General features: G+C 42.0%; 15 protein-coding genes, 22 tRNA genes and 2 rRNA genes. 36 read left to right on the top strand and 3 right to left on the bottom strand.

The window, feature by feature from the left end:
- The 29 genes from LC091_RS04730 to LC091_RS04590 form a co-directional block, all read left to right on the top strand.
- A 23S ribosomal RNA gene (locus tag LC091_RS04730) occupies nt 1–169 on the top strand; the annotation flags it as partial.
- A gap of 124 nt (nt 170–293) precedes the next feature.
- A 5S ribosomal RNA gene (gene rrf, locus LC091_RS04725) occupies nt 294–410 on the top strand.
- Between the two features lie 8 nt (nt 411–418).
- A tRNA-Val gene (locus LC091_RS04720) sits at nt 419–494 on the top strand.
- A gap of 38 nt (nt 495–532) precedes the next feature.
- A tRNA-Thr gene (locus LC091_RS04715) sits at nt 533–608 on the top strand.
- A gap of 5 nt (nt 609–613) precedes the next feature.
- Nucleotides 614–689 (top strand) — tRNA-Lys (locus LC091_RS04710).
- Between the two features lie 8 nt (nt 690–697).
- Nucleotides 698–778: transfer RNA gene (locus tag LC091_RS04705), tRNA-Leu, on the top strand.
- Between the two features lie 16 nt (nt 779–794).
- A tRNA-Gly gene (locus LC091_RS04700) sits at nt 795–869 on the top strand.
- Nucleotides 870–883: 14 nt separating this feature from the next.
- Nucleotides 884–972: transfer RNA gene (locus LC091_RS04695), tRNA-Leu, on the top strand.
- A 36-nt stretch (nt 973–1,008) separates the two neighbouring features.
- Nucleotides 1,009–1,085, top strand: a tRNA-Arg gene (locus LC091_RS04690).
- A 4-nt stretch (nt 1,086–1,089) separates the two neighbouring features.
- A tRNA-Pro gene (locus LC091_RS04685) sits at nt 1,090–1,166 on the top strand.
- Nucleotides 1,167–1,191: 25 nt separating this feature from the next.
- Nucleotides 1,192–1,264, top strand: a tRNA-Ala gene (locus tag LC091_RS04680).
- Between the two features lie 34 nt (nt 1,265–1,298).
- Nucleotides 1,299–1,375 (top strand) — tRNA-Met (locus LC091_RS04675).
- Between the two features lie 4 nt (nt 1,376–1,379).
- Nucleotides 1,380–1,456, top strand: a tRNA-Ile gene (locus LC091_RS04670).
- Nucleotides 1,457–1,471: 15 nt separating this feature from the next.
- Nucleotides 1,472–1,564: transfer RNA gene (locus LC091_RS04665), tRNA-Ser, on the top strand.
- 185 nt (nt 1,565–1,749) lie between these two features.
- A tRNA-Met gene (locus LC091_RS04660) sits at nt 1,750–1,826 on the top strand.
- Nucleotides 1,827–1,829: 3 nt separating this feature from the next.
- A tRNA-Asp gene (locus LC091_RS04655) sits at nt 1,830–1,905 on the top strand.
- 9 nt (nt 1,906–1,914) lie between these two features.
- Nucleotides 1,915–1,987, top strand: a tRNA-Phe gene (locus LC091_RS04650).
- Between the two features lie 15 nt (nt 1,988–2,002).
- Nucleotides 2,003–2,078: transfer RNA gene (locus tag LC091_RS04645), tRNA-Thr, on the top strand.
- A gap of 25 nt (nt 2,079–2,103) precedes the next feature.
- Nucleotides 2,104–2,176: transfer RNA gene (locus tag LC091_RS04640), tRNA-His, on the top strand.
- Nucleotides 2,177–2,183: 7 nt separating this feature from the next.
- Nucleotides 2,184–2,257: transfer RNA gene (locus tag LC091_RS04635), tRNA-Gly, on the top strand.
- A gap of 7 nt (nt 2,258–2,264) precedes the next feature.
- Nucleotides 2,265–2,341: transfer RNA gene (locus LC091_RS04630), tRNA-Ile, on the top strand.
- Nucleotides 2,342–2,361: 20 nt separating this feature from the next.
- Nucleotides 2,362–2,436, top strand: a tRNA-Asn gene (locus tag LC091_RS04625).
- Between the two features lie 5 nt (nt 2,437–2,441).
- A tRNA-Ser gene (locus LC091_RS04620) sits at nt 2,442–2,532 on the top strand.
- Between the two features lie 8 nt (nt 2,533–2,540).
- Nucleotides 2,541–2,612 (top strand) — tRNA-Glu (locus tag LC091_RS04615).
- Nucleotides 2,613–3,141: 529 nt separating this feature from the next.
- The gene (gene glgB / locus LC091_RS04610; protein WP_226680686.1) at nt 3,142–5,025 is read left to right on the top strand and encodes a 1,4-alpha-glucan branching enzyme; all 1,884 of its coding nucleotides are present in this window, start codon (nt 3,142–3,144) and stop codon (nt 5,023–5,025) included.
- A 4-nt stretch (nt 5,026–5,029) separates the two neighbouring features.
- A complete protein-coding gene (locus LC091_RS04605; protein WP_226680666.1) occupies nt 5,030–6,187 on the top strand; it encodes a glucose-1-phosphate adenylyltransferase in 1,158 nt (385 codons plus the stop codon).
- A 36-nt stretch (nt 6,188–6,223) separates the two neighbouring features.
- Nucleotides 6,224–7,240 carry a GlgC family sugar phosphate nucleotidyltransferase gene (locus LC091_RS04600; RefSeq protein WP_226680664.1) on the top strand — a complete coding sequence of 339 codons (1,017 nt, stop codon included), beginning with the start codon at nt 6,224–6,226 and terminating at the stop codon, nt 7,238–7,240.
- Nucleotides 7,237–8,688 (top strand): glycogen synthase GlgA, encoded by a 1,452-nt coding sequence (glgA, locus tag LC091_RS04595; protein ID WP_226680663.1) that lies wholly within the window; start codon nt 7,237–7,239, stop codon nt 8,686–8,688. The genes LC091_RS04600 and glgA overlap by 4 nt, the downstream gene beginning before the upstream one ends.
- Entirely contained in the window at nt 8,678–11,083 is a 2,406-nt protein-coding gene (locus LC091_RS04590; RefSeq protein ID WP_226680661.1) for a glycogen/starch/alpha-glucan phosphorylase, read from the top strand. The genes glgA and LC091_RS04590 overlap by 11 nt, the downstream gene beginning before the upstream one ends.
- A 393-nt stretch (nt 11,084–11,476) precedes the next feature.
- On the opposite strand, the gene LC091_RS04585 is transcribed toward LC091_RS04590, so the two are convergent.
- The gene (locus LC091_RS04585; RefSeq protein WP_226680660.1) at nt 11,477–12,214 is read right to left on the bottom strand and encodes a lipase family protein; all 738 of its coding nucleotides are present in this window, start codon (nt 12,212–12,214) and stop codon (nt 11,477–11,479) included.
- Nucleotides 12,215–12,361: 147 nt separating this feature from the next.
- Between LC091_RS04585 and LC091_RS04580 the strand changes: the two genes are divergently transcribed.
- Nucleotides 12,362–12,787, top strand: a complete 426-nt coding sequence (locus tag LC091_RS04580; RefSeq protein WP_226680658.1) for a DUF1801 domain-containing protein — start codon at nt 12,362–12,364, stop codon at nt 12,785–12,787.
- A gap of 49 nt (nt 12,788–12,836) precedes the next feature.
- On the opposite strand, the gene LC091_RS04575 is transcribed toward LC091_RS04580, so the two are convergent.
- Both LC091_RS04575 and LC091_RS04570 read right to left on the bottom strand, forming a co-directional pair.
- Nucleotides 12,837–13,580, bottom strand: coding sequence for a TraR/DksA C4-type zinc finger protein (locus LC091_RS04575; protein ID WP_226680656.1), 744 nt, complete (start codon nt 13,578–13,580; stop codon nt 12,837–12,839).
- Between the two features lie 97 nt (nt 13,581–13,677).
- A complete protein-coding gene (locus tag LC091_RS04570) occupies nt 13,678–14,619 on the bottom strand; it encodes a 1,4-dihydroxy-2-naphthoate polyprenyltransferase (RefSeq protein WP_226680654.1) in 942 nt (313 codons plus the stop codon).
- A gap of 261 nt (nt 14,620–14,880) precedes the next feature.
- Between LC091_RS04570 and LC091_RS04565 the strand changes: the two genes are divergently transcribed.
- The 6 genes from LC091_RS04565 to menC all read left to right on the top strand — a co-directional run bounded on the left by LC091_RS04565 (nt 14,881) and on the right by menC (nt 22,395).
- A complete protein-coding gene (locus LC091_RS04565; RefSeq protein WP_226680653.1) occupies nt 14,881–16,287 on the top strand; it encodes an isochorismate synthase in 1,407 nt (468 codons plus the stop codon).
- The gene (gene menD, locus LC091_RS04560) at nt 16,284–18,047 is read left to right on the top strand and encodes a 2-succinyl-5-enolpyruvyl-6-hydroxy-3-cyclohexene-1-carboxylic-acid synthase (RefSeq protein ID WP_226680651.1); all 1,764 of its coding nucleotides are present in this window, start codon (nt 16,284–16,286) and stop codon (nt 18,045–18,047) included. The genes LC091_RS04565 and menD overlap by 4 nt, the downstream gene beginning before the upstream one ends.
- Nucleotides 18,047–18,856, top strand: a complete 810-nt coding sequence (menH, locus tag LC091_RS04555; RefSeq protein WP_226680685.1) for a 2-succinyl-6-hydroxy-2,4-cyclohexadiene-1-carboxylate synthase — start codon at nt 18,047–18,049, stop codon at nt 18,854–18,856. The genes menD and menH overlap by 1 nt, the downstream gene beginning before the upstream one ends.
- A 24-nt stretch (nt 18,857–18,880) precedes the next feature.
- Nucleotides 18,881–19,702, top strand: coding sequence for a 1,4-dihydroxy-2-naphthoyl-CoA synthase (menB, locus tag LC091_RS04550; RefSeq protein WP_148988000.1), 822 nt, complete (start codon nt 18,881–18,883; stop codon nt 19,700–19,702).
- A 97-nt stretch (nt 19,703–19,799) separates the two neighbouring features.
- Nucleotides 19,800–21,296 carry an o-succinylbenzoate--CoA ligase gene (locus LC091_RS04545; protein ID WP_226680649.1) on the top strand — a complete coding sequence of 499 codons (1,497 nt, stop codon included), beginning with the start codon at nt 19,800–19,802 and terminating at the stop codon, nt 21,294–21,296.
- A complete protein-coding gene (gene menC / locus LC091_RS04540; RefSeq protein ID WP_226680648.1) occupies nt 21,283–22,395 on the top strand; it encodes an o-succinylbenzoate synthase in 1,113 nt (370 codons plus the stop codon). Before LC091_RS04545 ends, menC begins: the two co-directional genes overlap by 14 nt.
- The last annotated feature ends 95 nt before the right edge of the window (nt 22,396–22,490 follow it).

Genomic DNA, 22,490 nt, shown 5'->3' with positions numbered 1-22,490 from the left:
GGACGGGATAAGTGCTGAAAGCATCTAAGCATGAAGCCCCCCTCAAGATGAGATTTCCTTTTACTTCGGTAAGTAAGATCCCTGAAAGATGATCAGGTAGATAGGTTCGAGGTGGAAGCATGGCGACATGTGGAGCTGACGAATACTAATCGATCGAGGACTTAACCCAATAAGTATCGAAATAAGTGAGCGATATGAATATCTTGATAGGAAGACATTATCTAGTTTTGAAGGAACAAGAAAGATGTAAAAACATCTTGATTTTCTTTCTCAATTTTGTATAATATTATTTGTCTGGTAATGATGGCGAAGAGGTCACACCCGTTCCCATACCGAACACGGAAGTTAAGCTTTTCAGCGCCGATGGTAGTTGGGGGATCTCCCCCTGTGAGAGTAGGACGTTGCCAGGCATATATATGGAGGATTAGCTCAGCTGGGAGAGCATCTGCCTTACAAGCAGAGGGTCGGCGGTTCGATCCCGTCATCCTCCACCATTTATACTTTTTTATACAGTATTAAATCATAATAATATGCCGGTGTAGCTCAGTTGGTAGAGCAACTGACTTGTAATCAGTAGGTCGTGGGTTCGACTCCTATCGCCGGCACCACTTTTGTGCCATTAGCTCAGTCGGTAGAGCATCTGACTTTTAATCAGAGGGTCGAAGGTTCGAGTCCTTCATGGCACACCATTTATCTTGCGGGTGTGGCGGAATTGGCAGACGCGCTAGACTTAGGATCTAGTGTCTTTGACGTGGGGGTTCGAGTCCCTTCACCCGCATTGTAATTTTATATTAGCGGAAGTAGTTCAGTGGTAGAACACCACCTTGCCAAGGTGGGGGTCGCGGGTTCGAATCCCGTCTTCCGCTCCAATAGACTTGCCCCTGCCGGGGTGGCGGAACTGGCAGACGCACAGGACTTAAAATCCTGCGGTAGGTGACTACCGTACCGGTTCGATTCCGGTCCTCGGCACCACAGTTTTTACAGCAGTAAAACAACTTTCATTTATATGCGCCCGTAGCTCAATTGGATAGAGCGTTTGACTACGGATCAAAAGGTTAGGGGTTCGAGTCCTCTCGGGCGCGCCATTATCGGGGAGTAGCTCAGCTTGGTAGAGCACTTGGTTTGGGACCAAGGGGTCGCAGGTTCAAATCCTGTCTTCCCGACCATTAAATTAAATCCCTTTTAGAATTTGGGGCCTTAGCTCAGCTGGGAGAGCGCCTGCTTTGCACGCAGGAGGTCAGCGGTTCGATCCCGCTAGGCTCCACTTTAATACTTTTAATGAAATACTTTATCTTTTTGGCGGTGTAGCTCAGCTGGCTAGAGCGTACGGTTCATACCCGTGAGGTCGGGGGTTCGATCCCCTCCGCCGCTACCAAAAAGGACCTTTAGCTCAGCTGGTTAGAGCAGACGGCTCATAACCGTCCGGTCGTAGGTTCGAGTCCTACAAGGTCCACCAGTTCTTTCTATACGCGGAGGAATACCCAAGTCCGGCTGAAGGGATCGGTCTTGAAAACCGACAGGGGTGTCAAAGCCCGCGGGGGTTCGAATCCCTCTTCCTCCGCCATATTATTTTAGATGATATGGTGAGTATAGAGAAATATATATTACTATCGCGGGGTGGAGCAACGAGCATTAGCTTCTAGTATAAACTTCGAGTTGTACCAATCGACACACATCACTGAATTTACTTTCAGAGATTGGGACAGTTGATTTTAATATGCATGAGAGATAAAACTTTATTATTACTATCGCGGGGTGGAGCAGTCCGGTAGCTCGTCGGGCTCATAACCCGAAGGTCGCAGGTTCAAATCCTGTCCCCGCAACCAAATGGTCCCGTGGTGTAGCGGTTAACATGCCTGCCTGTCACGCAGGAGATCGCCGGTTCGATCCCGGTCGGGACCGCCATTTTTGTTTGGCTCGGTAGCTCAGTTGGTAGAGCAATGGACTGAAAATCCATGTGTCGGCGGTTCGATTCCGTCCCGAGCCACTTTGATTTTTAATTGCCGGTGTAGCTCAGTTGGTAGAGCAACTGACTTGTAATCAGTAGGTCGTGGGTTCGACTCCTATCGCCGGCACCATCTTTACTAAGTAAATATTGTTATGGCGGTTGTGGCGAAGTGGTTAACGCACCTGATTGTGGTTCAGGCATTCGTGGGTTCGATTCCCATCAGTCGCCCTTTTTAGCGGGTGTAGTTTAATGGTAAAACCTCAGCCTTCCAAGCTGATGTCGTGGGTTCGATTCCCATCACCCGCTCCATTTTTGTGGGCCTATAGCTCAGCTGGTTAGAGCGCACGCCTGATAAGCGTGAGGTCGGTGGTTCGAGTCCACTTAGGCCCACCATTTTTTATATACCGTTTTATTCCACCATAGCTCAGCGGTAGAGCATTCGGCTGTTAACCGAAGGGTCGTAGGTTCGAATCCTACTGGTGGAGCCATTTCTGGGGAAGTACTCAAGTGGCTGAAGAGGCGCCCCTGCTAAGGGTGTAGGTCGTGTAAGCGGCGCGAGGGTTCAAATCCCTCCTTCTCCGCCAGAATATCTGGCCCGTTGGTCAAGCGGTTAAGACACCGCCCTTTCACGGCGGTAACACGGGTTCGAATCCCGTACGGGTCATCAAAAGTTGTGGTATTTTATAAATACTATGGCTTTTTTTATTTGTCCAAAATCCTCTCTAAAAACACTACGAAAGTCTCTTGAAATTGAATAGATTGTTCCCGTCTAAATTGAAATCCCTAACTCATACAATACCCTTCTCTGATCTAAGTAAAACCACATTTTGAAAAGTAAATTCGTTATTTTGATATAGTTTATCTATGTAAGCGTGTACATTTATACTTATATGCTATATACGATATAAAAACTTTTCGACAAAAAACAACATTCCTCCTCCTAATATTTAGTCGGTTCTTTATAAAATGTAAACCCTTCCAAAAAAGCTGTTACTACGCAATTTCAAGCATATCAACAATGAAAACGGTTTCCTTATAGTGTATATATTTTACATTAAAATCTATAAAAATAAATATTGTTGATTTATGTCACACGATTTCTACTTGTCGGATAAAGGAGAATATTATAAAAAAGAGAATAGTAGTGTATAACAATATTCTTTTTTATAAGGAATGATGGAAGGGTGAAAAAATTGATTGCTACGAGTGCGACGGATTTTCAGCTGCACCTTTTTCATGAAGGTACTCTGTATAAAAGTTATGAGCTTTTTGGCTCTCATTTAGTACGGCATCGTAAAAAAGTGGTAGGAACAAGATTCACTGTATGGGCTCCTAATGCGAAAAAGGTACGTGTGATGGGCTCTTTTAATGAGTGGAATGGTGAGATGCATCCACTAGAAAAATTAAATAATGAAGGTGTTTGGAGTATTCAAATAGATGAGAACCTATCTGGTCATTTATATAAATACGAAATTGTTACACAATCCGGAGAAGTATTACATAAAGCAGATCCATTCGCTTTTCATGCAGAAGTCAGACCTAATACAGCGTCAGTGGTGTATGACCTAGAGGGATTCAAATGGAAAGATCAGAATTGGCGCAGGAAAAAGAAACGGAAACTGGTTTATGAAAAACCGATGTTTATTTATGAGCTACACCTTGGTTCATGGAAAGTTAAAGATGATGGAGAGCTGTACTCCTACACAGAACTGGTTGAGGAGTTAATTCCTTATGTTAAAGAACATGGATTTACACATATAGAAATACTTCCTTTAGTAGAGCATCCATATGACCGCTCATGGGGTTATCAAGGCACGGGGTATTATGCTGCGACAAGCAGGTATGGAAATCCTAAAGAGTTAATGGCATTTATTGATGCATGCCATCAAGAGGACATAGGTGTGATATTTGACTGGGTTCCGGGTCATTTTTGCAAAGATGCGCATGGCCTATATATGTTTGATGGGGCACCAGTATTTGAATATAAGAACTATCATGACCGCGAAAATGAGGTATGGGGAACGGCAAACTTTGATTTAGGAAAGCCAGAAGTAAGGAGCTTTTTAATATCAAATGCTTTGTTCTGGATGGAATATTTTCATGTTGACGGCTTTAGGGTGGATGCGGTGGCCAACATGCTTTATTGGCCAAATACACAGGAAGAGCACGCGAACCCTTTTGCACAGGAATTTTTGCAAAAGCTGAATGAAGCGGTATTTGAACAAGATTATAGTGCACTAATGATTGCAGAGGATTCTACAGATTGGCCGTTAGTTACTTCCCCAACTTCTAGTGGAGGCCTTGGTTTCAATTATAAATGGAACATGGGTTGGATGAATGACATCCTGCGTTATATGGAGGCTGCCCCAGAGCAAAGGAAACATTTACACGATAAAGTGACCTTCTCCATCGTATATACATTTTCCGAGAATTTCATCTTGCCTTTTTCCCATGATGAAGTGGTACATGGCAAAAAGTCGCTGTTAAACAAAATGCCAGGTTCATATGAAGAGAAGTTTGCGCAATTACGTTTACTGTACGGCTTCTTCTTCACACACCCAGGAAAGAAGCTGCTCTACATGGGCGGAGAGTTTGGACAGTTTGATGAATGGAAGGACCTAGAACAGTTGGATTGGTTTTTAGTAGACCAATATGAATCCCATCAACAGATGCATCATTATTTCAAGGAGCTGTTGGCATTTTATCAGCAATTTAAAGCCTTGTATGAATTGGATCATGATCCGAATGGATTTGAATGGATTGATGCAGATAACCGAGAGCAAAGTGTTTTTTCTTTTATCCGAAAAGGAAAGAAACCTGCAGATACGCTAGTAGTAATTTGTAATTTCACAGGGGCATCTTACGAAGAATTTAAAATTGGCGTGCCTTATCTAACAGAATATGAAGAAGTATTTAGTTCTGATGCAAAAGAATTCGGTGGAAACGGCCGGATAAATGAGCAGGAAGTTAGTGCTGAAGAAGGAGCATATCACGGAAAGGACTATCATATGATGGTCAATGTTGCATCATTTGGAGTAAGTATATGGCGTCCGAAGAAAATTAGAGGGGAGAGATAACGCGATGGCGAAAAATAAGTGTGTAGCAATGTTATTGGCAGGGGGAAAAGGGAGCAGGCTCAGTTCCTTAACAAAAACGTTGGCGAAGCCGGCTGTTCCATTTGGAGGAAAGTATAGAATTATTGATTTCGCTTTAAGTAATTGTACAAACTCAGGTATTACTACTGTTGGGGTACTGACTCAATACCAACCTCTAGTTTTGAATTCCTATATTGGGATAGGTAGCACTTGGGACTTGGATCGGAAAAATGGAGGGGTGACGGTATTGCCTCCTTACACCGAGTCTTCAGGTGTGAAATGGTATACAGGTACAGCAAGTGCTATCTACCAAAATATTAATTATCTCACTCAATATGATCCAGAATATGTCCTTATTCTTTCTGGTGACCATATTTACAAGATGAATTACGAGGAAATGCTAGACTACCATGTTAAGAAGGATGCGGATGTATCCATTTCAGTTGTGGAAGTTCCTTGGGAAGAAGCAAGCAGGTTCGGAATCATGAATACAAACGATAAGCTCGAAGTGGTGGAGTTTGATGAAAAGCCTGCGCATCCAAAGAGTAACCTGGCTTCTATGGGAATCTATATTTTTAAGTGGTCAATCTTAAAGGAATATCTTGAAATGGATGATAGAAACCCTGAGTCCAGTCATGACTTCGGCAAGGATGTTATTCCTTTGTTATTGGAAGAGAATAAAAGATTGGTAGCCTATCCTTTTAAGGGATATTGGAAGGATGTTGGAACGGTAAAGAGCTTGTGGGAAGCCAATATGGATTTATTAAAAGAGGATTGTGAATTGAATCTCTTTGAATATGACTGGCGCATCTATTCTGTTAATCCAAACCAGCCGCCTCAATTTATTGCACCATATGCAGACGTGAAGGACTCGCTTGTAAATGAAGGATGTTTCATTGAAGGGAAAATTGATCACTCCGTCTTATTCCAAGGTGTGAATGTGGGGAGAAACTCAGTAATTCAAAACTCAGTAATCATGCCGGATGCCATCATTGGTGAAAATGTCTATGTGAACAAGGCAATTATTCCTTCAGGGATAAAAATTCCAGATGGTGCGGTCATTTGTCCGGAGAAAAATGAAGACGAGATTATTTTAGTAACAGAGGAAATGATGGATAAAGGGATTTTCTCTACAACCCGATAAAAGACGGAAAATCAAACACAGGAAGGGTGTCCATTTATGAATAAATCAATGTTAGGAATCATCGATGCAACAATCCATAATGAAGAAATGCAGGAGTTAACGTTAAAGCGTTCCATAGCAGCAGTTCCTTTTGGGGGACGCTATAGACTGATTGATTTTGTCCTTTCCAATATGGTCAATTCCGGTATCCAAAATGTTGCGATTTTCCCCCGGTATCAATATCGCTCTCTAATGGATCACCTTGGTTCAGGAAAGCAGTGGGATCTGGATCGTAAACGCGATGGGTTATTCTTTTTCCCAAGTTCCGAAAATGAAAACACAGGTTCTTTCCAGCATTTCAAAGAGAATGAGGACTTTTTCGGGCGCAGCAGTCAGAAATATGTCGTGATTGCAAATAGTTTTACCGTATCCAATATGAATTACAAACTAATTCTTGATCGTCATATTCAAAACAGATGTGATATTACCCATGTGGTAAAAGAAGATGAAACATTGGATATGTATGTCCTTGAAAAAGAACTGCTTGTAAAATTATTCATGAACCATGAACAAACGGGGTATAGAAGTATCATGGATGTGGTAGAGGATATAACAAGCGGGTATAAAATTTGTAATTATGAATATAGCAACTATGCAGCAGTGATAGATTCATTGGAAAGTTATTATGAGCATAGTTTGGAACTGTTGGATCCTGTTGTATGGAAGCAAGTGTTTGTGAAGGATCAACCTGTCTTCACAAAAGTTAAAGACGAGCCTCCAACAAGTTACTCTAAAGATGCTTTCGTAAAAAATTCCATGATTGCAAATGGTGCGATTATTGAAGGCCATGTCGAGAACAGTATTATTTTCCGTGGTGTCAAAATTGGAAAAGGTACGGTAGTGAAAAACAGTATTGTCATGCAAAAAGGCGTTATCGGAGAGAATTGTGTTTTAGATTCCGTCATCTTAGACAAAGATGTTAAGGTAGAAGACGGTACAAGATTAACCGGGAAAACAGATTCCCCGTATTTAGTGAAAAAAGGATCGGTACAAGGAGCTCTGATGAATTCGTGAAAGTATTGTTTGTCGTTTCAGAATGTGTCCCATTTGTAAAATCCGGTGGCTTAGGCGATGTTGCGGGAGCATTGCCTAAGGAGTTAAAGAAACTTGGAACGGATGTACGGGTTATCTTGCCGAAATATGGGCAAATCCCCGAAGTGTTTAAAAACAAAATGAAAAGAGTCCAGACCACATTTGTAGATGTGGGCTGGCGTCATCAATACTGTGGCGTGGAAAAATTGGTACACGATAATGTAACCTATTATTTTATCGATAATGAATACTACTTTAACCGCGATTCCCTGTACGGTCACTTTGATGACGGGGAACGCTTTTCCTTTTTCTGTCGTGCCGTATTGGAAAGCATGACGGCTATTGATTTCATTCCGGATGTCATTCACTGCCATGACTGGCACACAGGGATGGTCAATTTCATTTTAGAGCGAGAATACAAACAAAATCCAAGATTTGAGCATATTCAAAGTGTGTTTACTATCCATAACCTTCAATTCCAAGGTGTATTTCCGCCAAGTATCCTGCATGATTTATTGCGTATTGACAGTAAACATTTCCATGCTGATGAGCTGGAGTTTTACGGAAATGTTAATTTCATGAAAGCAGCATTAGTGTCATCCGGATACATTACGACGGTAAGTCCCACTTATAAGGATGAAATTCAGACCGCTTATTTTGGCGAAAAACTGGATGGAGTTCTCCGTCATAGAAATGATGCGTTAGTCGGCATCATTAATGGAATTGATGATGATTTATATAGTCCTGAAACCAACGAGTACATTGAAGCAAATTATTCCGTCAGTAAAATGGACAATAAAAAAGTGAATAAAGCAGCCTTGCAAAAACTATGCGGACTACCTGTAAAAGAGGAAACACCGATTATTGCGATGGTAAGCAGGTTGACTAAGCAAAAAGGGTTGGACCTTGTTACATGTGTGTTGCATGAAGTCTTGAATGAGGATGTACAGGTTGTCGTGCTTGGAACAGGTGAACCTCAGTTTGAGCATTACTTCCGGGAGTTATCCTATCAATATCCTGAAAAAGTGAAGACGTTCATTGGCTTTGATGAACCGCTTGCTCATCAGATTTACGCAGGTGCAGATATGTTTTTAATGCCGTCAAAGTTTGAACCGTGTGGTCTTGGTCAACTTATAGCCTTGCGCTACGGCACGATACCGGTCGTACGCGAAACCGGTGGATTAAATGACACGGTCCATTCTTATGATGAAACGACGTTGGAAGGAAACGGATTTTCTTTCACTAACTTTAATGCCCATGATATGCTTCATACCATTAGGCGTGCCATAAGCATGTATGAGCAGCCAGAAGTGTGGAAAGGTATTATGAAAGAAGCGATGGAGCGCGATTATAGCTGGGCTAAATCGGCGTTTAAATACAATCAATTGTATTCAACACTAATGGCTAGGAGTGGAGTGCATGTTCTCTAATAAAGAGAAATTCAAGGCTGCTTTTTTAAGAAAATTGGAGAGTATGTACGGAAAGAGCTTCCAGGAATCAACCTCAAGAGATCATTATCATACACTCGGTAACATGGTAAGAGAATATATCAGTTCCAACTGGATTGCCACCAACGAACGAAATCGAGCGGCTGATGAAAAACAAGTGTACTATCTTTCTATTGAATTTTTGTTGGGGAGATTATTGGGAAGTAATCTCCTGAACCTTGGAATCCAAGAGGTGGTGGAAGAGGGCCTGAAAGAACTAGGGCTTGATTTCTCTGCCATTGAGGAAATTGAAGCGGATGCAGGCCTTGGAAATGGTGGACTTGGTCGTCTGGCAGCCTGTTTCTTAGATTCACTCGCTTCTTTAGACCTTCCTGGTCATGGGTGTGGCATTCGTTATAAACATGGTTTATTTGACCAGAAATTTGTGGACGGCTACCAAGTGGAATTGCCTGAGCAATGGCTTAGGCATGGAAACGTCTGGGAGGTAAGAAAGCCAGATCAGGCGGTGGAAATCAATTTCTGGGGCAAGGTGGAGTCTTATAAAGAGGACGGAAAAGAGAAGTTCAGGCATGCAAAAGGAGAGGCCATCACAGCTGTTCCATATGATATGCCAGTTGTCGGCTATCAAACGGATACGGTCAATATGTTACGGCTTTGGAGTGCCGAGCCGGCGCCTTTTCCAACAAACAAGGATATCATGCAATATAAAAGAGATACAGAAGCAGTTTCAGAATTTCTTTATCCGGATGATACCCATGATGAAGGAAAGATCTTGCGTTTAAAACAACAATATTTTCTTGTTGCGGCAAGTATCGGAAGCATTATTCGATCTTATCGGAAGAAGAATGGTAGTCTAATAGATTTTCATAAAAAAGTGACCATTCACATCAATGACACCCATCCAGTGCTGGCAATTCCAGAACTGATGCGGATTCTTTTGGATGAAGAAGATATGAGCTGGGAACAGGCTTGGGAAATTACCTCTCATACCATCTCTTATACCAACCATACAACTCTTTCTGAAGCATTGGAAAAATGGCCGACTAATATTTTTCAACCTTTGCTGCCACGTATATATATGATTGTAGAAGAGATCAATGAGCGCTTCTGTGCAGATTTATGGAAAAAGTACCCCGGACAATGGAGTCGAATTGAAGAGATGGCAATTCTTGCGCATGGCTTAGTGAAGATGGCTCATTTAGCGGTGGTTGGTAGCTTCAGTGTCAACGGCGTGGCAAAAATACACACCGAGATATTGAAAAATCGTGAGATGCGTTTATTTTATGAAGCTTTCCCTGATAAATTCAATAATAAAACGAATGGAATTACACACCGCAGATGGTTATTGAAAGCAAATCCCCAACTAACCTCGCTCATTCAGGATACGATTGGTCATGGATGGATGAAAGACACGACACAACTTCGTCAGCTTGATGTATATGCAAACGATTCCGCTTTTTTGGAGAAGTTAGATCAAGTGAAACGGGAACGGAAGCAGATTCTTGGAGAGCGCATTAGAAAGCAAACAGGAATCGTTATTGATTCAGACAGTATTTTTGATGTTCAAGTAAAAAGACTGCATGCATACAAACGTCAGCTATTAAACGTTTTTCACATCATGTATTTATATAACCGTTTAAAAGAAGACAGTAGCTTTGATATCCATCCCAGAACGTTCATTTTTGGAGCCAAAGCTTCTCCAGGTTATTATTATGCTAAAAGAGTAATTAAATTAATAAACTCTCTGGCGGATAAGGTGAATAATGATCCTTCCATTAACGGACGGTTAAAGGTTATCTTTCTAGAAAACTATCGAGTTTCATTGGCTGAGGATATTTTCCCTGCAGCGGATGTAAGTGAACAAATTTCTACTGCTAGTAAGGAAGCTTCAGGTACTGGTAATATGAAATTTATGATGAATGGGGCCTTGACGATCGGCACGCTTGACGGTGCCAACATTGAAATTAAAGAAGAGGTCGGAGAAGAAAATATGTTCATTTTCGGCCTAACCGCAGAACAGGTTCTGAATTATTATCAAAATGGTGGTTATAGATCGAGTGAGTATTACCATCATGATAAGAGGATCCAGCAGGTTCTCGAGCAACTTGTCAACGGATTCTTCCCGGACGTGGATGACCACTTTGAGCCAATTCATGATTCCCTGCTTATGCAAAACGATGAGTATTTCGTCTTGAAGGATTTTGCGTCTTATATAGATGCACAAGAGCGTGTGGACGCAGCCTACCGTGACCGTACTCACTGGCTAACGATGAGCGCAAAAAACATCGCTCACTCTGGCTTCTTCTCAAGCGACCGCACCATCAGACAATACGCCAACGAAATCTGGGGCCTAGAACCAAGCTACAGCAAGCGATAAGCGAAAGAGGGCAAGGTAAGAAGGCATAAAAGCAGTTGATTTCCGTTCCAGGCGCTTCGCTTGCCTGCGGGCGGTCCGTGAGCCTCCTCACAACGCTTCCGGGGTCTCACTTGTCCCTTCCTCCCGCGGGCGTCTGCGAACCTTCCACTTCAATCAACAAGGTGGCTGCACTATAGGTTAAGGAAAAGGCGTAAAATCTAGCTGTGGATTGGAGCAAATGGCGAAGACTCCTGCGGGGGAGTAGCGGCAATGTTGAGACCCGGTAGGCTAGCCGAGGAGGCTCAAGGTCGCCCCGCGGAAAGCCCAGCCATTTGCGGAAAGGAACAGCGACGTTCCACCAATCAACTATAATTTAGTTAGGACCGAGCATTTCTTGCTTCGGTTTTTTTCGTTTCAGAACTTCTCCCTCATTGCTTTGATGTATGTTTCTATGCTGTGGTTTTTGATGATGGAGCCTTCTGTTAGTAAGAAGCGGGAGGGGGTCATGGTGTGTTTGTAGTTCCATGTTCTTTTACTTAAAGGTGCTACGACTTTTGTTGGTGGTACAAAAGGGACGAGGTCGGCCAGGTTAACAAAACGGATGGAACCCGGAACGTACTCATTGTACAGGTTTGCAAAAGCTTCATCCCCAACACGCGGGGCACCATAACTATACATAAATAGCGAGCTGAATGTTGTATTTGTAGCACAATCGAGTGAAAATAGGGCAGCTAGTGCTCCTCCGAGACTATGACCTGTGACGAATAATGTCTTGCTAGAGGATAGCTCTTTTTGTAGGCAATTCAACAACTCTTCCCTCATTGATTCATATACCGAAAGGAAACCACCATGTACAAGTAGTTGATTACCTGTGTCACAATATGGAAAAGGCTGCTGGAAGATTTCCGCATCAGCAATCCAGTCAGGATCTGTTTGTGTGCCGCGAAAGCTAACGATAATTGCATCCTCTGATTCTAAAATAAACCCGAACCATTCCAGGCTATGAAAAGATACACCTTTGAATTCTTTTACCAAATTAAAGCCGTTAGGTATAGAGAAAATGCCATTTTGATGATACTGATCATAGGCTAGCTGGCAGCATTCTGCTAGGAAAACTGCCCAATCCTTGGAGAAAATATCTCTAGTGTACATGTATCATATCCCTCACTTTCATGATAAAGGCCTATGATAATGTATGGACTCTGCAAGAAAGTGGTGCTTATTTGATAAAGGGAAAGGGAAACAAGTTGAAATGTGGAATTAATAAAGGATGATTTATAAAGTTAGGAGGAGCTAAATTTGGGTTATGAATTAAAAACTAAGGAAACGGATAACAGTGTCATTGAATTTATTGAAACGGTGGAAAGTCCTAAAAAGCGGGAGGATGCTTATCGACTGTTAGAAATCTTCACAGAAACGACAGGTTATGAGGCGAAAATGTGGGGACCAAGCATTATTGGGTTCGGTTCTTATCACTATAAATATCCAACAGGTCATGAAGGGGATTTCATGCTTGTTGGTTTTTCACCAAGAAAAGCAAAAATAAGCTTATATTTTGCAACTGGTGATTCAAAAAGGGAAGAATTGTTGAAGAATTTCGGCAAGCATACAACGGGCAAGGCATGTGTGTACATAAATAAAGTAGCAGATATTGACGTAGAAGTATTAAAGGAATTAATAAGGCAGTCTGTGACGTTTTTGCAGGAAATGTATCCTTCCAAATAATAAAAAGGAAGCCTGATTGCAAAATTGCTTTCGGGCTTCCTTTTTACATTTACTCTGTATAAGGATCTTTCTCATATCCATGTAAGTCACCGAAGGAAGTCATAATGCCTTCTTCATCAAGGGCATCTTCATAGGCCTCATGTTTAATGGATGGATATACAGTAACGTTTTGACCATACATATCTGTTCCTACAAAGTTCTCGTAATCCTCTACATAACCTTCATTTTCTTCGCTTTCCACATATGTGCGGTCATAATTCTCCACATCATCTGAAAAGTCGGAAGGACTCTCGGACGTTCCATATCTTTGTACAATTTGCCATGTGTCTTCCGCGTCAAAGGCCACGCCTTCTGATTCATCGTATTCAAATCGTCCATATGGAGGCATCAAAACATTTTCTTCTACAGGTCGGTCATGTGAAACAACCTGATCTGGACTGTGCTCTTTACAATAAGTGGTGGTTGGAATAGCATCTAAACGATCTTCGTCTATTTCTTTTCCACATACCTCACATACTCCATACGTGCCAGATGCCATAGCTTGAAGTGCATGATTAATATCTTTCATTTCTTTTTCGGCATGTTCATTTAATGCTAAGTCTTTTTCTCTTTCGTATAATTCGGTTCCAAGATCACCAGGATGGTTATCGTAAGCAGAGAGCTCACTAACTGTTTCATATGGATGTTCCTGTTCCATCTGGTAATGATCATTCTGGTCAAGGTGTGCTTGAAGTGTTTGTTTTGTATCTTCTAGTTGTTGTTTTAACTGATTTATTTTATCAGAGGATAACATACAGATAGACTCCTTTCAAATCCTGTCTATTTGTATTATGAGCGTTCATTCTGAAAATCATGATTGCCAATTAAAAAAACTGACTCCGTCATAAGAGTCAGTTTGCAAAGTAACCAATTACAAGGCCGATTCCGAGCAAAAAGCCGAAAATGGTATTCGTTTTTGCCGTTGCTACCATTGCCGGCATCATCGTCACATTGCTGATATTGTTTGTAAATCCTTTTATTGCAGAAAGTGGTTTGGCGACAGATAAGAAAACTAATAATAACCAAAATGACGCGTAACCAAGTGCAATAAAGAGTACAATAAGGGCATAAGACACAATGAACATGGTAGCTAGAAGCAGGATGGCATTCTTTCTGCCAAGTAATATCGCCACTGTTTTCCGGCCATTCTCTTTGTCGCCTACAATATCACGTATGTTATTTGCTAATAAAATGGCTCCGACTAGAATGGAAATTGGAATGGAGATCAACATCGCAGTATCTGAAATGAACCCTGTTTGAATGTAGAAGGAAATAAGGATAATAACAAATCCCATAAAGAATCCTGCTACAATTTCTCCAAATGGGGTATATGCAATAGGGTAGGGACCTCCTGTATAGAAATACCCTGCTGCCATACAGGCTGTTCCGATGGCGGCCAACCACCATGTGCTATTCATGCAAATATACACACCAAGTAATGTAGCTATTCCAAAGAATGCAAATGCCAATTGAAGTACAGTGGAAGGTTTAACGCCGTGCCTTACAATGGCGCCACCGATGCCTACTGAATTTTCATTATCGAGTCCTTTTTTATAGTCGTAATACTCATTGATCATATTAGTTGCTGCCTGTATTAACAGGCTGGCCAATAACATGGCAAAGAATAAAGGCCAATCAATGCTGGTGTCATAAAGAGCAAGTGCTGTCCCGATAAATACAGGAACAAACGCTGCTGTTAAAGTATGTGGACGCAGTAGGTTCCACCATACCTTCCATCTTTTTTCTGTAGGTGCTTGAAAGCTTGTCTCTGTTTGTATTGTCTGAGGTTGCATATGTGACCCCTCCATCTATTATGGCAGTATAAAAACGAAAACACTATATTATAAATACAATATAAGTGTATGTAAAGGGACAAAAGGTGTCAACGGTTTTTCAGAAGAAACACAGGAAGATTTTACATGTATCTATTATAAGGAAGAAACACGAAAGAAAACGGCTCATTTTGTTGACATAAAAAGGTTTTGAGGTGTATCTTTAAGGAAGCAATTTCGAGACAAAGTCTTGCGGTAACAAGGCCTCGGGGGGAGTCTTACATGATTACAATACCATTTCATCATATAGTGAGTTTATGGGAGGAAGCGAAAGTAAAAGCGGCCTCGATAAACCAGTCGGTCTTAATTAGTTATACTAAAAAAATAGAACAGCTAGATCCCTTGCATTTTTTTCGAAAAAGTGAGCAATTCTTTGAAGGACAAAGGTTCTTTTGGTCTAACCCTGATCATTCCCATGTGATGGTCGGTGCAGGTGTGACAGCGGAATTTACTGCAGACGGAGAAGATGACAGGTATCATGCTATTGAAACGCAATGGAAGCGTTTTATTGAACAGGCCGTTTGCAATAAAGTTTGCAACGAAGATACACATTCGGTTGGTCCTGTTATGTATGGAGGTTTTTCCTTTGATCCCAAAAAGGAAAAAACAAAACTATGGGACCAATTTGCAGACGCGTTATTTATTTTACCAACCTTTATGCTTACAAAGGTTGAAGGGAACACATATATCACCATCAATTATATGAGTGATTGTGATGAAAGTGTATTGAAAGAATTGGTTAGTCTGGAAGAGGAGCTTTTGAGTGGCTCTTCTATTAAGCATGTTAACACCACTTCCATCGTTAAATGTTTAGAGATGGATCCAATGGAATGGAAGGAGTCCATCTCTAAAATTACAGAGAAAATAACAGAAGGACAGATGGATAAAGTAGTTCTGGCAAGGGAGTTACGAGTTCTATTCCAAGATAAGGTGAATGTTGCGCCTGTTTTGGAAAACCTCATGGAAGAGCAGGCGAACAGTTATTTATTTACGATTGAAAGAGGGACAGATTGCTTCCTTGGTGCGACACCGGAACAATTAGTGAAGAGACAAGGTACGAAGGTTCAGTCCATGTGTTTAGCAGGTTCGATTGCCAGAGGGGAATCGGTGGAAGAGGACGAACAGCTAGGCAATGATTTACTTACGGATGAGAAAAACATGCATGAACATGACCTTGTTGTACAAATGATACGTGCTTCGTTAGAAAAAGTATGTGAAAATGTGCGAACACCATCAGAACCTAATCTTTACAAGATGAAACATATCCAGCATCTACACACACCTGTAACGGCAGAAGCTACCGATGATTGCAGCCTTTCAGATCTTTTAAAATTACTACACCCAACACCGGCACTAGGCGGGTTTCCACAAGAAATTTCCCTTCAAACAATTAGGGAAGTGGAAAGACTGGACAGAGGTTGGTATGCTGGTCCAATTGGCTGGATGGACTGGAAAGAAGATGGAGAGTTTGTGGTGGCTATTCGTTCAGGTTTGCTTCAGGAAAGAGAGGCGTCCTTGTTTGCTGGATGTGGAATTGTCGGAGATTCCGATCCTGAAAGCGAATATCAAGAAACACAGATTAAATTCCGTCCAATGTTATCAGCACTAGGGGGCAACTCAACACAATGAAATCAACGAATGACATGACTTATTACCTTGCAGCATTTGTAGATGAATTAGTTAAAAGTGGGATGGAGGACGCAGTAATAAGCCCCGGATCCCGTTCCACTCCGATAGCCCTTCTCTTGGCGGAACACCCAGAGGTTAATATTACGGTTCTGATTGACGAGCGATCTGCGGCTTTTTACGCACTGGGACTTGCAAAGACAAAGAATAAGCCTGTCGCCATACTTTGTACGTCAGGTACTGCAGCAACCAATTATTATCCTGCCATTGTGGAGTCTTATCAATCCAGGATTCCACTTATTGTCTTAACAGCAGATCGTCCTCATGAGCTGCGGGATGTTGGCGCACCTCAGGCGATTGATCAATTAAAAATGTATGGAGACTATGTGAAATGGTTTGTGGAGATGTCACTACCAGAAGATACGAGTAGCATGATTCGATACGCGCGAACGATGGCGGCTCGAGCTGCAGGCACTTCCCTTAGCGCACCTAAAGGACCTGTTCACCTGAATTTTCCTCTACGCGAACCTTTGATTCCAGATCTTGAAGCTGCGGAGCTTTGGTCCAAGTATAAAGAAAGTAATGAATCAATTGTGGAAGTAAATGTAGGGGAATATTCCATTTCCGATGATCAGGCGCGTTTTTTTGCCATGCTGATGAGCGAACGGAAAAAAGGAATCATTGTTTGTGGAGAGATGGCGCAGTCAAAGATAGATACATTTTCCACTGCCATTACCGAACTCTCACAAACCTTACAGTATCCCATATTCGCAGATCCATTATCAGGGCTGAGAACTGGAGCACATGAAAAAGACTCGATAATAGAAGGTTATGATGCCTTTTTGCGTTCAGCTGACGTACAAAAGAACCTGGAACCTGAGATTATCATCCGTTTTGGAGCAATGCCAGTATCGAAATTTTTGATGCAATACATAAGCAAGTCTAGTAATGCGATACAGATTGTCGTGGACGGGGACGGCGGGTGGAGAGATCCCACCCTGCAAGCAAGCTATATGGTTCATGCAGAAGAAACGCTTTTCTGCCAAAAAGTATTGGAAAGTCTCACGGCGATAGATTCCTTTGAATGGATAGATGGTATCAAATCGATAAATGAAGTGACAAAAAAGATACTTTCAGAGGAAATCAATTTCAGCGGGATGTTCGAAGGAAGGATTATTTCGGAACTTCAAGCAATGTTACCTGACAGCTCGGCCATTTTTGTAGGTAACAGTATGCCTATCCGAGATGTGGATACCTTTTTATATAGCGATGATAAAAAAGTGACGGTGCTTGCAAACAGGGGGGCAAATGGGATAGATGGTGTTGTCTCCACTGCACTTGCAGCAAGTAAAGCTTACAAAAACTTGGTTTTGGTTATTGGAGATTTATCTTTCTATCATGACATGAACGGGCTGCTTGCTGCCAAGTTATTGAAGCTTAACGTTACCATTGTGCTTGTAAATAATAATGGAGGAGGCATCTTCTCGTTCCTTCCGCAGTCCAAAGTGGAAAAGCATTTTGAAGCCTTGTTTGGCACTCCGACAGGTATGAATTTTGAACACGCGGTAAAGTTATACGAAGGCGATTACATGAGAGCGGATAATTGGCCTGCTTTCCAACAAGCAGTGACATATTCTATTAACAATAAAGGCTTAAAAGTAATTGAAGTACCGACAAATCGTGCAGAGAATGAAGAGATTCATCGTAAATTGTGGAAAAATGTTTCCCAGGAAATGATTTCGATCATGGAGAAAGAAGAATGATGGAGATTAACGGGGTATACTATCATGTAGAGAAAATTGGTGATGGTGCCCACCATGTTCTTATGATGCACGGTTTTACTGGAAGCGGAAGAAGTTTTCAAGACTTTATTAATGGCTTTGAAAATAAGGAAGACTATACTTTTATATTGGTAGATCAGCTTGGGCATGGAAAAACGGACGCACCGGCTCACCATGACCGCTATAGGATGGAAAAGGTGCTTGTTGATTTGAGGGCTATTTTGGATAGATTAAATATTTCATCGGTATTTATTTATGGATATTCTATGGGAGGCAGGGTGGCGCTTTCTTTTACGGTTGCTTATCCTGAGCTGGTATCCAAACTGGTGCTTGAAAGTGCGTCTCCCGGTTTGGAAGAGATGGAGGACAGGAATGCAAGGATAAAAGCGGATGAGAGACTTGCAGAGCGAATAGAAATTGACGGGGTGAAATCCTTCGTTGATTTTTGGACGGACATCCCACTTTTCCAATCACAAAAATCATTACCTTTTGTAAAACAAGAGTCTATCTATCAGCAACGCATGGATAATTCACCTGTGGGACTGGCAAATAGCTTGCGTGGTCTTGGTACAGGAGTGCAACCTTCTAATTGGAATTGCCTTAAAAAAATTGAATGTCCAGTATTTCTGGCGGCAGGGGAATGGGACGAAAAATTTGTCCTTATTGCTCAGGAAATGAAAAAAAGGATAGAAAAATCGGTTTTTTTGAAAATAAGTGGTGCGGGACATGCAATTCATGTGGAACAACCGCGAAAGTTTGGTAAAATAGTAAGTGAGTTTTTGTCGAACTAATTTATGTTAGGGAGGAAATAAAACATGGCAAGAGAATGGATAGCAGGACCAAAACAATTTGAAGACATTTTATATGAAACATATAACGGGATCGCGAAAATTACGATCAACCGTCCGGAAGTACATAATGCTTTCCGTCCGAAAACAGTAATGGAATTAATTGAAGCGTTCGCGTATGCACGTGACGATTCAAGTGTTGGCGTCATTATTTTAACCGGTGCTGGAGACAAAGCATTTTGTTCCGGTGGAGACCAAAAGGTTCGCGGACATGGTGGTTATGTTGGGGAGGATGAGATTCCTCGCTTGAACGTACTTGACCTTCAACGTTTAATTCGTGTAACGCCAAAACCAGTAGTAGCAATGGTTGCGGGCTGGGCAATTGGTGGAGGACATGTATTGCATGTAGTATGTGATTTAACAATTGCTGCTGACAATGCACGATTTGGACAAACCGGTCCTAAAGTGGGAAGCTTTGATGCGGGTTACGGTTCTGGATACCTTGCGCGTATCGTTGGACATAAGAAAGCTCGTGAAATCTGGTACCTATGCCGCCAATACGATGCGAAGGAAGCATTGGATATGGGGCTTGTGAACACGGTTGTTCCTTTGGAGCGTTTAGAAGACGAAACAGTACAATGGTGTGAAGAGATGTTAGAAAACAGTCCGACTGCGCTACGTTTCTTGAAGGCTGCAATGAATGCCGATACTGATGGCTTGGCTGGTATCCAACAGTTCGCTGGAGATGCGACATTATTGTATTACACTACGGAAGAGGCAAAAGAAGGCCGCGATGCTTTTAAAGAAAAAAGAAAGCCGGACTTTGGACAATTCCCTCGTTTCCCTTAATAAATACACTTTTGGTGATTGGAGGGCAATCTAAGAGCTTTTGGCTTTTGGGTTGCTCTTCTTTTTATGGGGAAAATGGTGTAAGGAGGTAAAAACTATGACAGTATTACCGAACTTTTTAATGAAACGTGCTGCCTTGACTCCAGATCGTATAGCTCTCGAGATGGAAGATAGAAGGATGACTTTTTTAGAGTTATACAGTAATTCATTGACCCTAAGCGGTAAATTAGTAGAGCTGGGTGTAAAGCGTGGGGACCGCATTTCCATTTTCATGCCTAATAGCATCGAACTGGTAGAATTGTTGTTCGCGTTGAAAAATATCGGGGCGATCACTGTATTACATAATTTGAGATTAACTTCAAAGGAACTGTCCTATCAAGTAGAGGATGCAGCATCCCAATTCATTTTGGTGGATGACGAAAGAGAACCAGGGCTTAAGAAAAGCAAAGAATTTTTAGGAACTCAGAAGGTCGTACCCTTCTCTAAGCTTCTTCGGCTAAAAGGGAGTGAATGGACTCTAGTAGAAGAATTTTCTCTGGATGAAATTGATACCATCATGTACACAAGTGGTACTACGGGCTTTCCAAAGGGAGTGAAACAGAGCTATGGCAATCACTTTTGGAGTGCTACAGGCTCGGCTCTGAATATGGGATTGCATGAAGAGGACTGTTGGCTGCTTTCGGTGCCTATTTTTCATATCAGTGGATTGTCCATTTTAATGAGAAGCGTGATTTATGGGATGAGAGTCATTATCCATAGGCGTTTTGAAGCCGAGGCCGTACATAAGGATTTGATGGAACGGCAAGTTAGTATTGTATCCGTTGTGACGACAATGCTAAGCGGCTTGTTGGAGCAACTTGGTTCGCGATCTTATCCGCCATCGTTTCGGTGCATGCTTGTCGGGGGCGGTCCTGTACCCAGATCCATATTGGAAGAGTGCATGAGAAAATCTATTCCAGTCTACCAGACCTATGGCATGACGGAAACGTGTTCACAAATTGTCACCCTCTCGCCTGACTTTTCCATGTCGAAAATAGGTTCAGCTGGGAAACCGCTATTTCCTTGCCAGTTAAAGATAATGCTTGATGGAGCGGAAGCCGAACCAAAAGAAACAGGTGAAATTATCGTTAAAGGTCCTAACGTAACAGCTGGGTATTACAACCGGGAAGAGAGCACGTATGAGGCAATAAAGGACGGATGGTTGTATACAGGTGATCTAGGGTTTGTCGATGAGGACGGTTTTCTGTTTGTAGTGGATAGAAGAAGCGACTTAATCATTTCAGGCGGGGAGAATGTCTACCCTGCAGAAATTGAAGCGATTCTTGTTTCGCATCCTTCTATAAAGGACGCAGGAGTTACCGGTATCCCGGATGATCGGTGGGGACAAGTTCCAGTGGCATTTGTTGTTACTGATAGGAAAGAAGAGCTTTTGGAAGAATCTTTTCTTTCGTTTGTGCGTGAGCGTTTGGCAGGCTATAAAGTACCAAAACAACTATATGTGGTGGAATGTCTGCCGAGAAATGCGTCAAACAAGTTAATGCGCAGAGAATTAGTGAAAATGGTGCCTGGTTTGGAGGGAAATGATGAAAATTGAGAAGGTTGATTTGTTCCTGACTTCTATGAAATTAGTTCAACCATTTCGAACACATCAGGAAACCGTCACAGATCGGGAAAGCATTTTAATTAAAGTAACAGATGACACAGGGCATTCTGGCTGGGGAGAGGTGGTTGCATTTTCTTCTCCATGGTATACAGAAGAAACGATTGAAACTGCCTGGCATATGTTGACTGAGTTTTTTATCCCAACTATCTTAGAACAAGAGTGGACGTCACCGCGGGAAGTAAATGAAACTCTTCTACATTGGAAGCGAAATCATATGGCCAAGGCAGGTATAGAGATGGCGATATGGGATCTATTCGCAAAGCGGGCTGGTATATCGTTATCAGAGTATATTGGTGGTGTCCTTAAAGAGGTGAAAGCGGGAGTGGTAGTGAGCATGGATTCTCCGGAAAGGATGCTCAACACCATTGAGAATAGAATAAACGAGGGGTATGAACGCATTAAAGTGAAAATAGATCCGGCAAACGACTACCAGATGCTTAAGGTCATAAGAGATTCATACCCGGACATTGCTTTACTTGTAGATGCAAATTCTGCTTACTCGCTTAAGGATGCGGAACGGCTGAAAAAGTTAGACTCATTAAATTTGCTGATGATTGAACAACCGCTTGCCGCTGATGATATTGTGGAGCATGCGGAACTGCAAAGGGGGTTATTAACCCCGGTTTGCTTGGATGAAAGTATCGTGAGCCTACAAGATGCAAGAAACGCTGTAAAGCTTGGCAGCTGTAAAGTGATAAGTATTAAAATTGGCCGGGTTGGCGGACTTGCTAACGCCATTGACATCCATGACTTATGTGCAGAGCATGAAATTCCTGTCTGGTGTGGCGGGATGTTGGAGACGGGGATTTCGAGAGCTTTTCATATCGCCCTTGCTACTTTGCCCAATTTTACTATTCCGGGAGACCTTTCTGCCTCTAGCCGTTATTGGGAAAAGGATGTTATTATCCCAGAAGTGGTAGTGGAAGATGGAAAAGTAAAGGTACCAGAAGGTCCAGGCATCGGATTTAAAGTGGATGAGCCGTTTGTAGAACAAATTACTAAACGAAAAGCTACCTACCATAGTAAGTAAACCTGAAAAAAATTCCGACAAAACACTTGAATTTTATTAACAAAAAAAGCCCAAGAGTTACCTGCCGCGTAGCTCTTGGGCTCTTTGTTTTAACG

The sequence above is a fragment of the Sutcliffiella horikoshii genome (genome assembly GCF_020524325.1).
Lineage (GTDB): Bacteria > Bacillota > Bacilli > Bacillales > Bacillaceae_I > Sutcliffiella_A > Sutcliffiella_A horikoshii_D.
The sequence above is the reverse complement of the archived record's forward strand: the minus strand, read 5'-3'. Positions and strand labels throughout refer to the sequence as shown.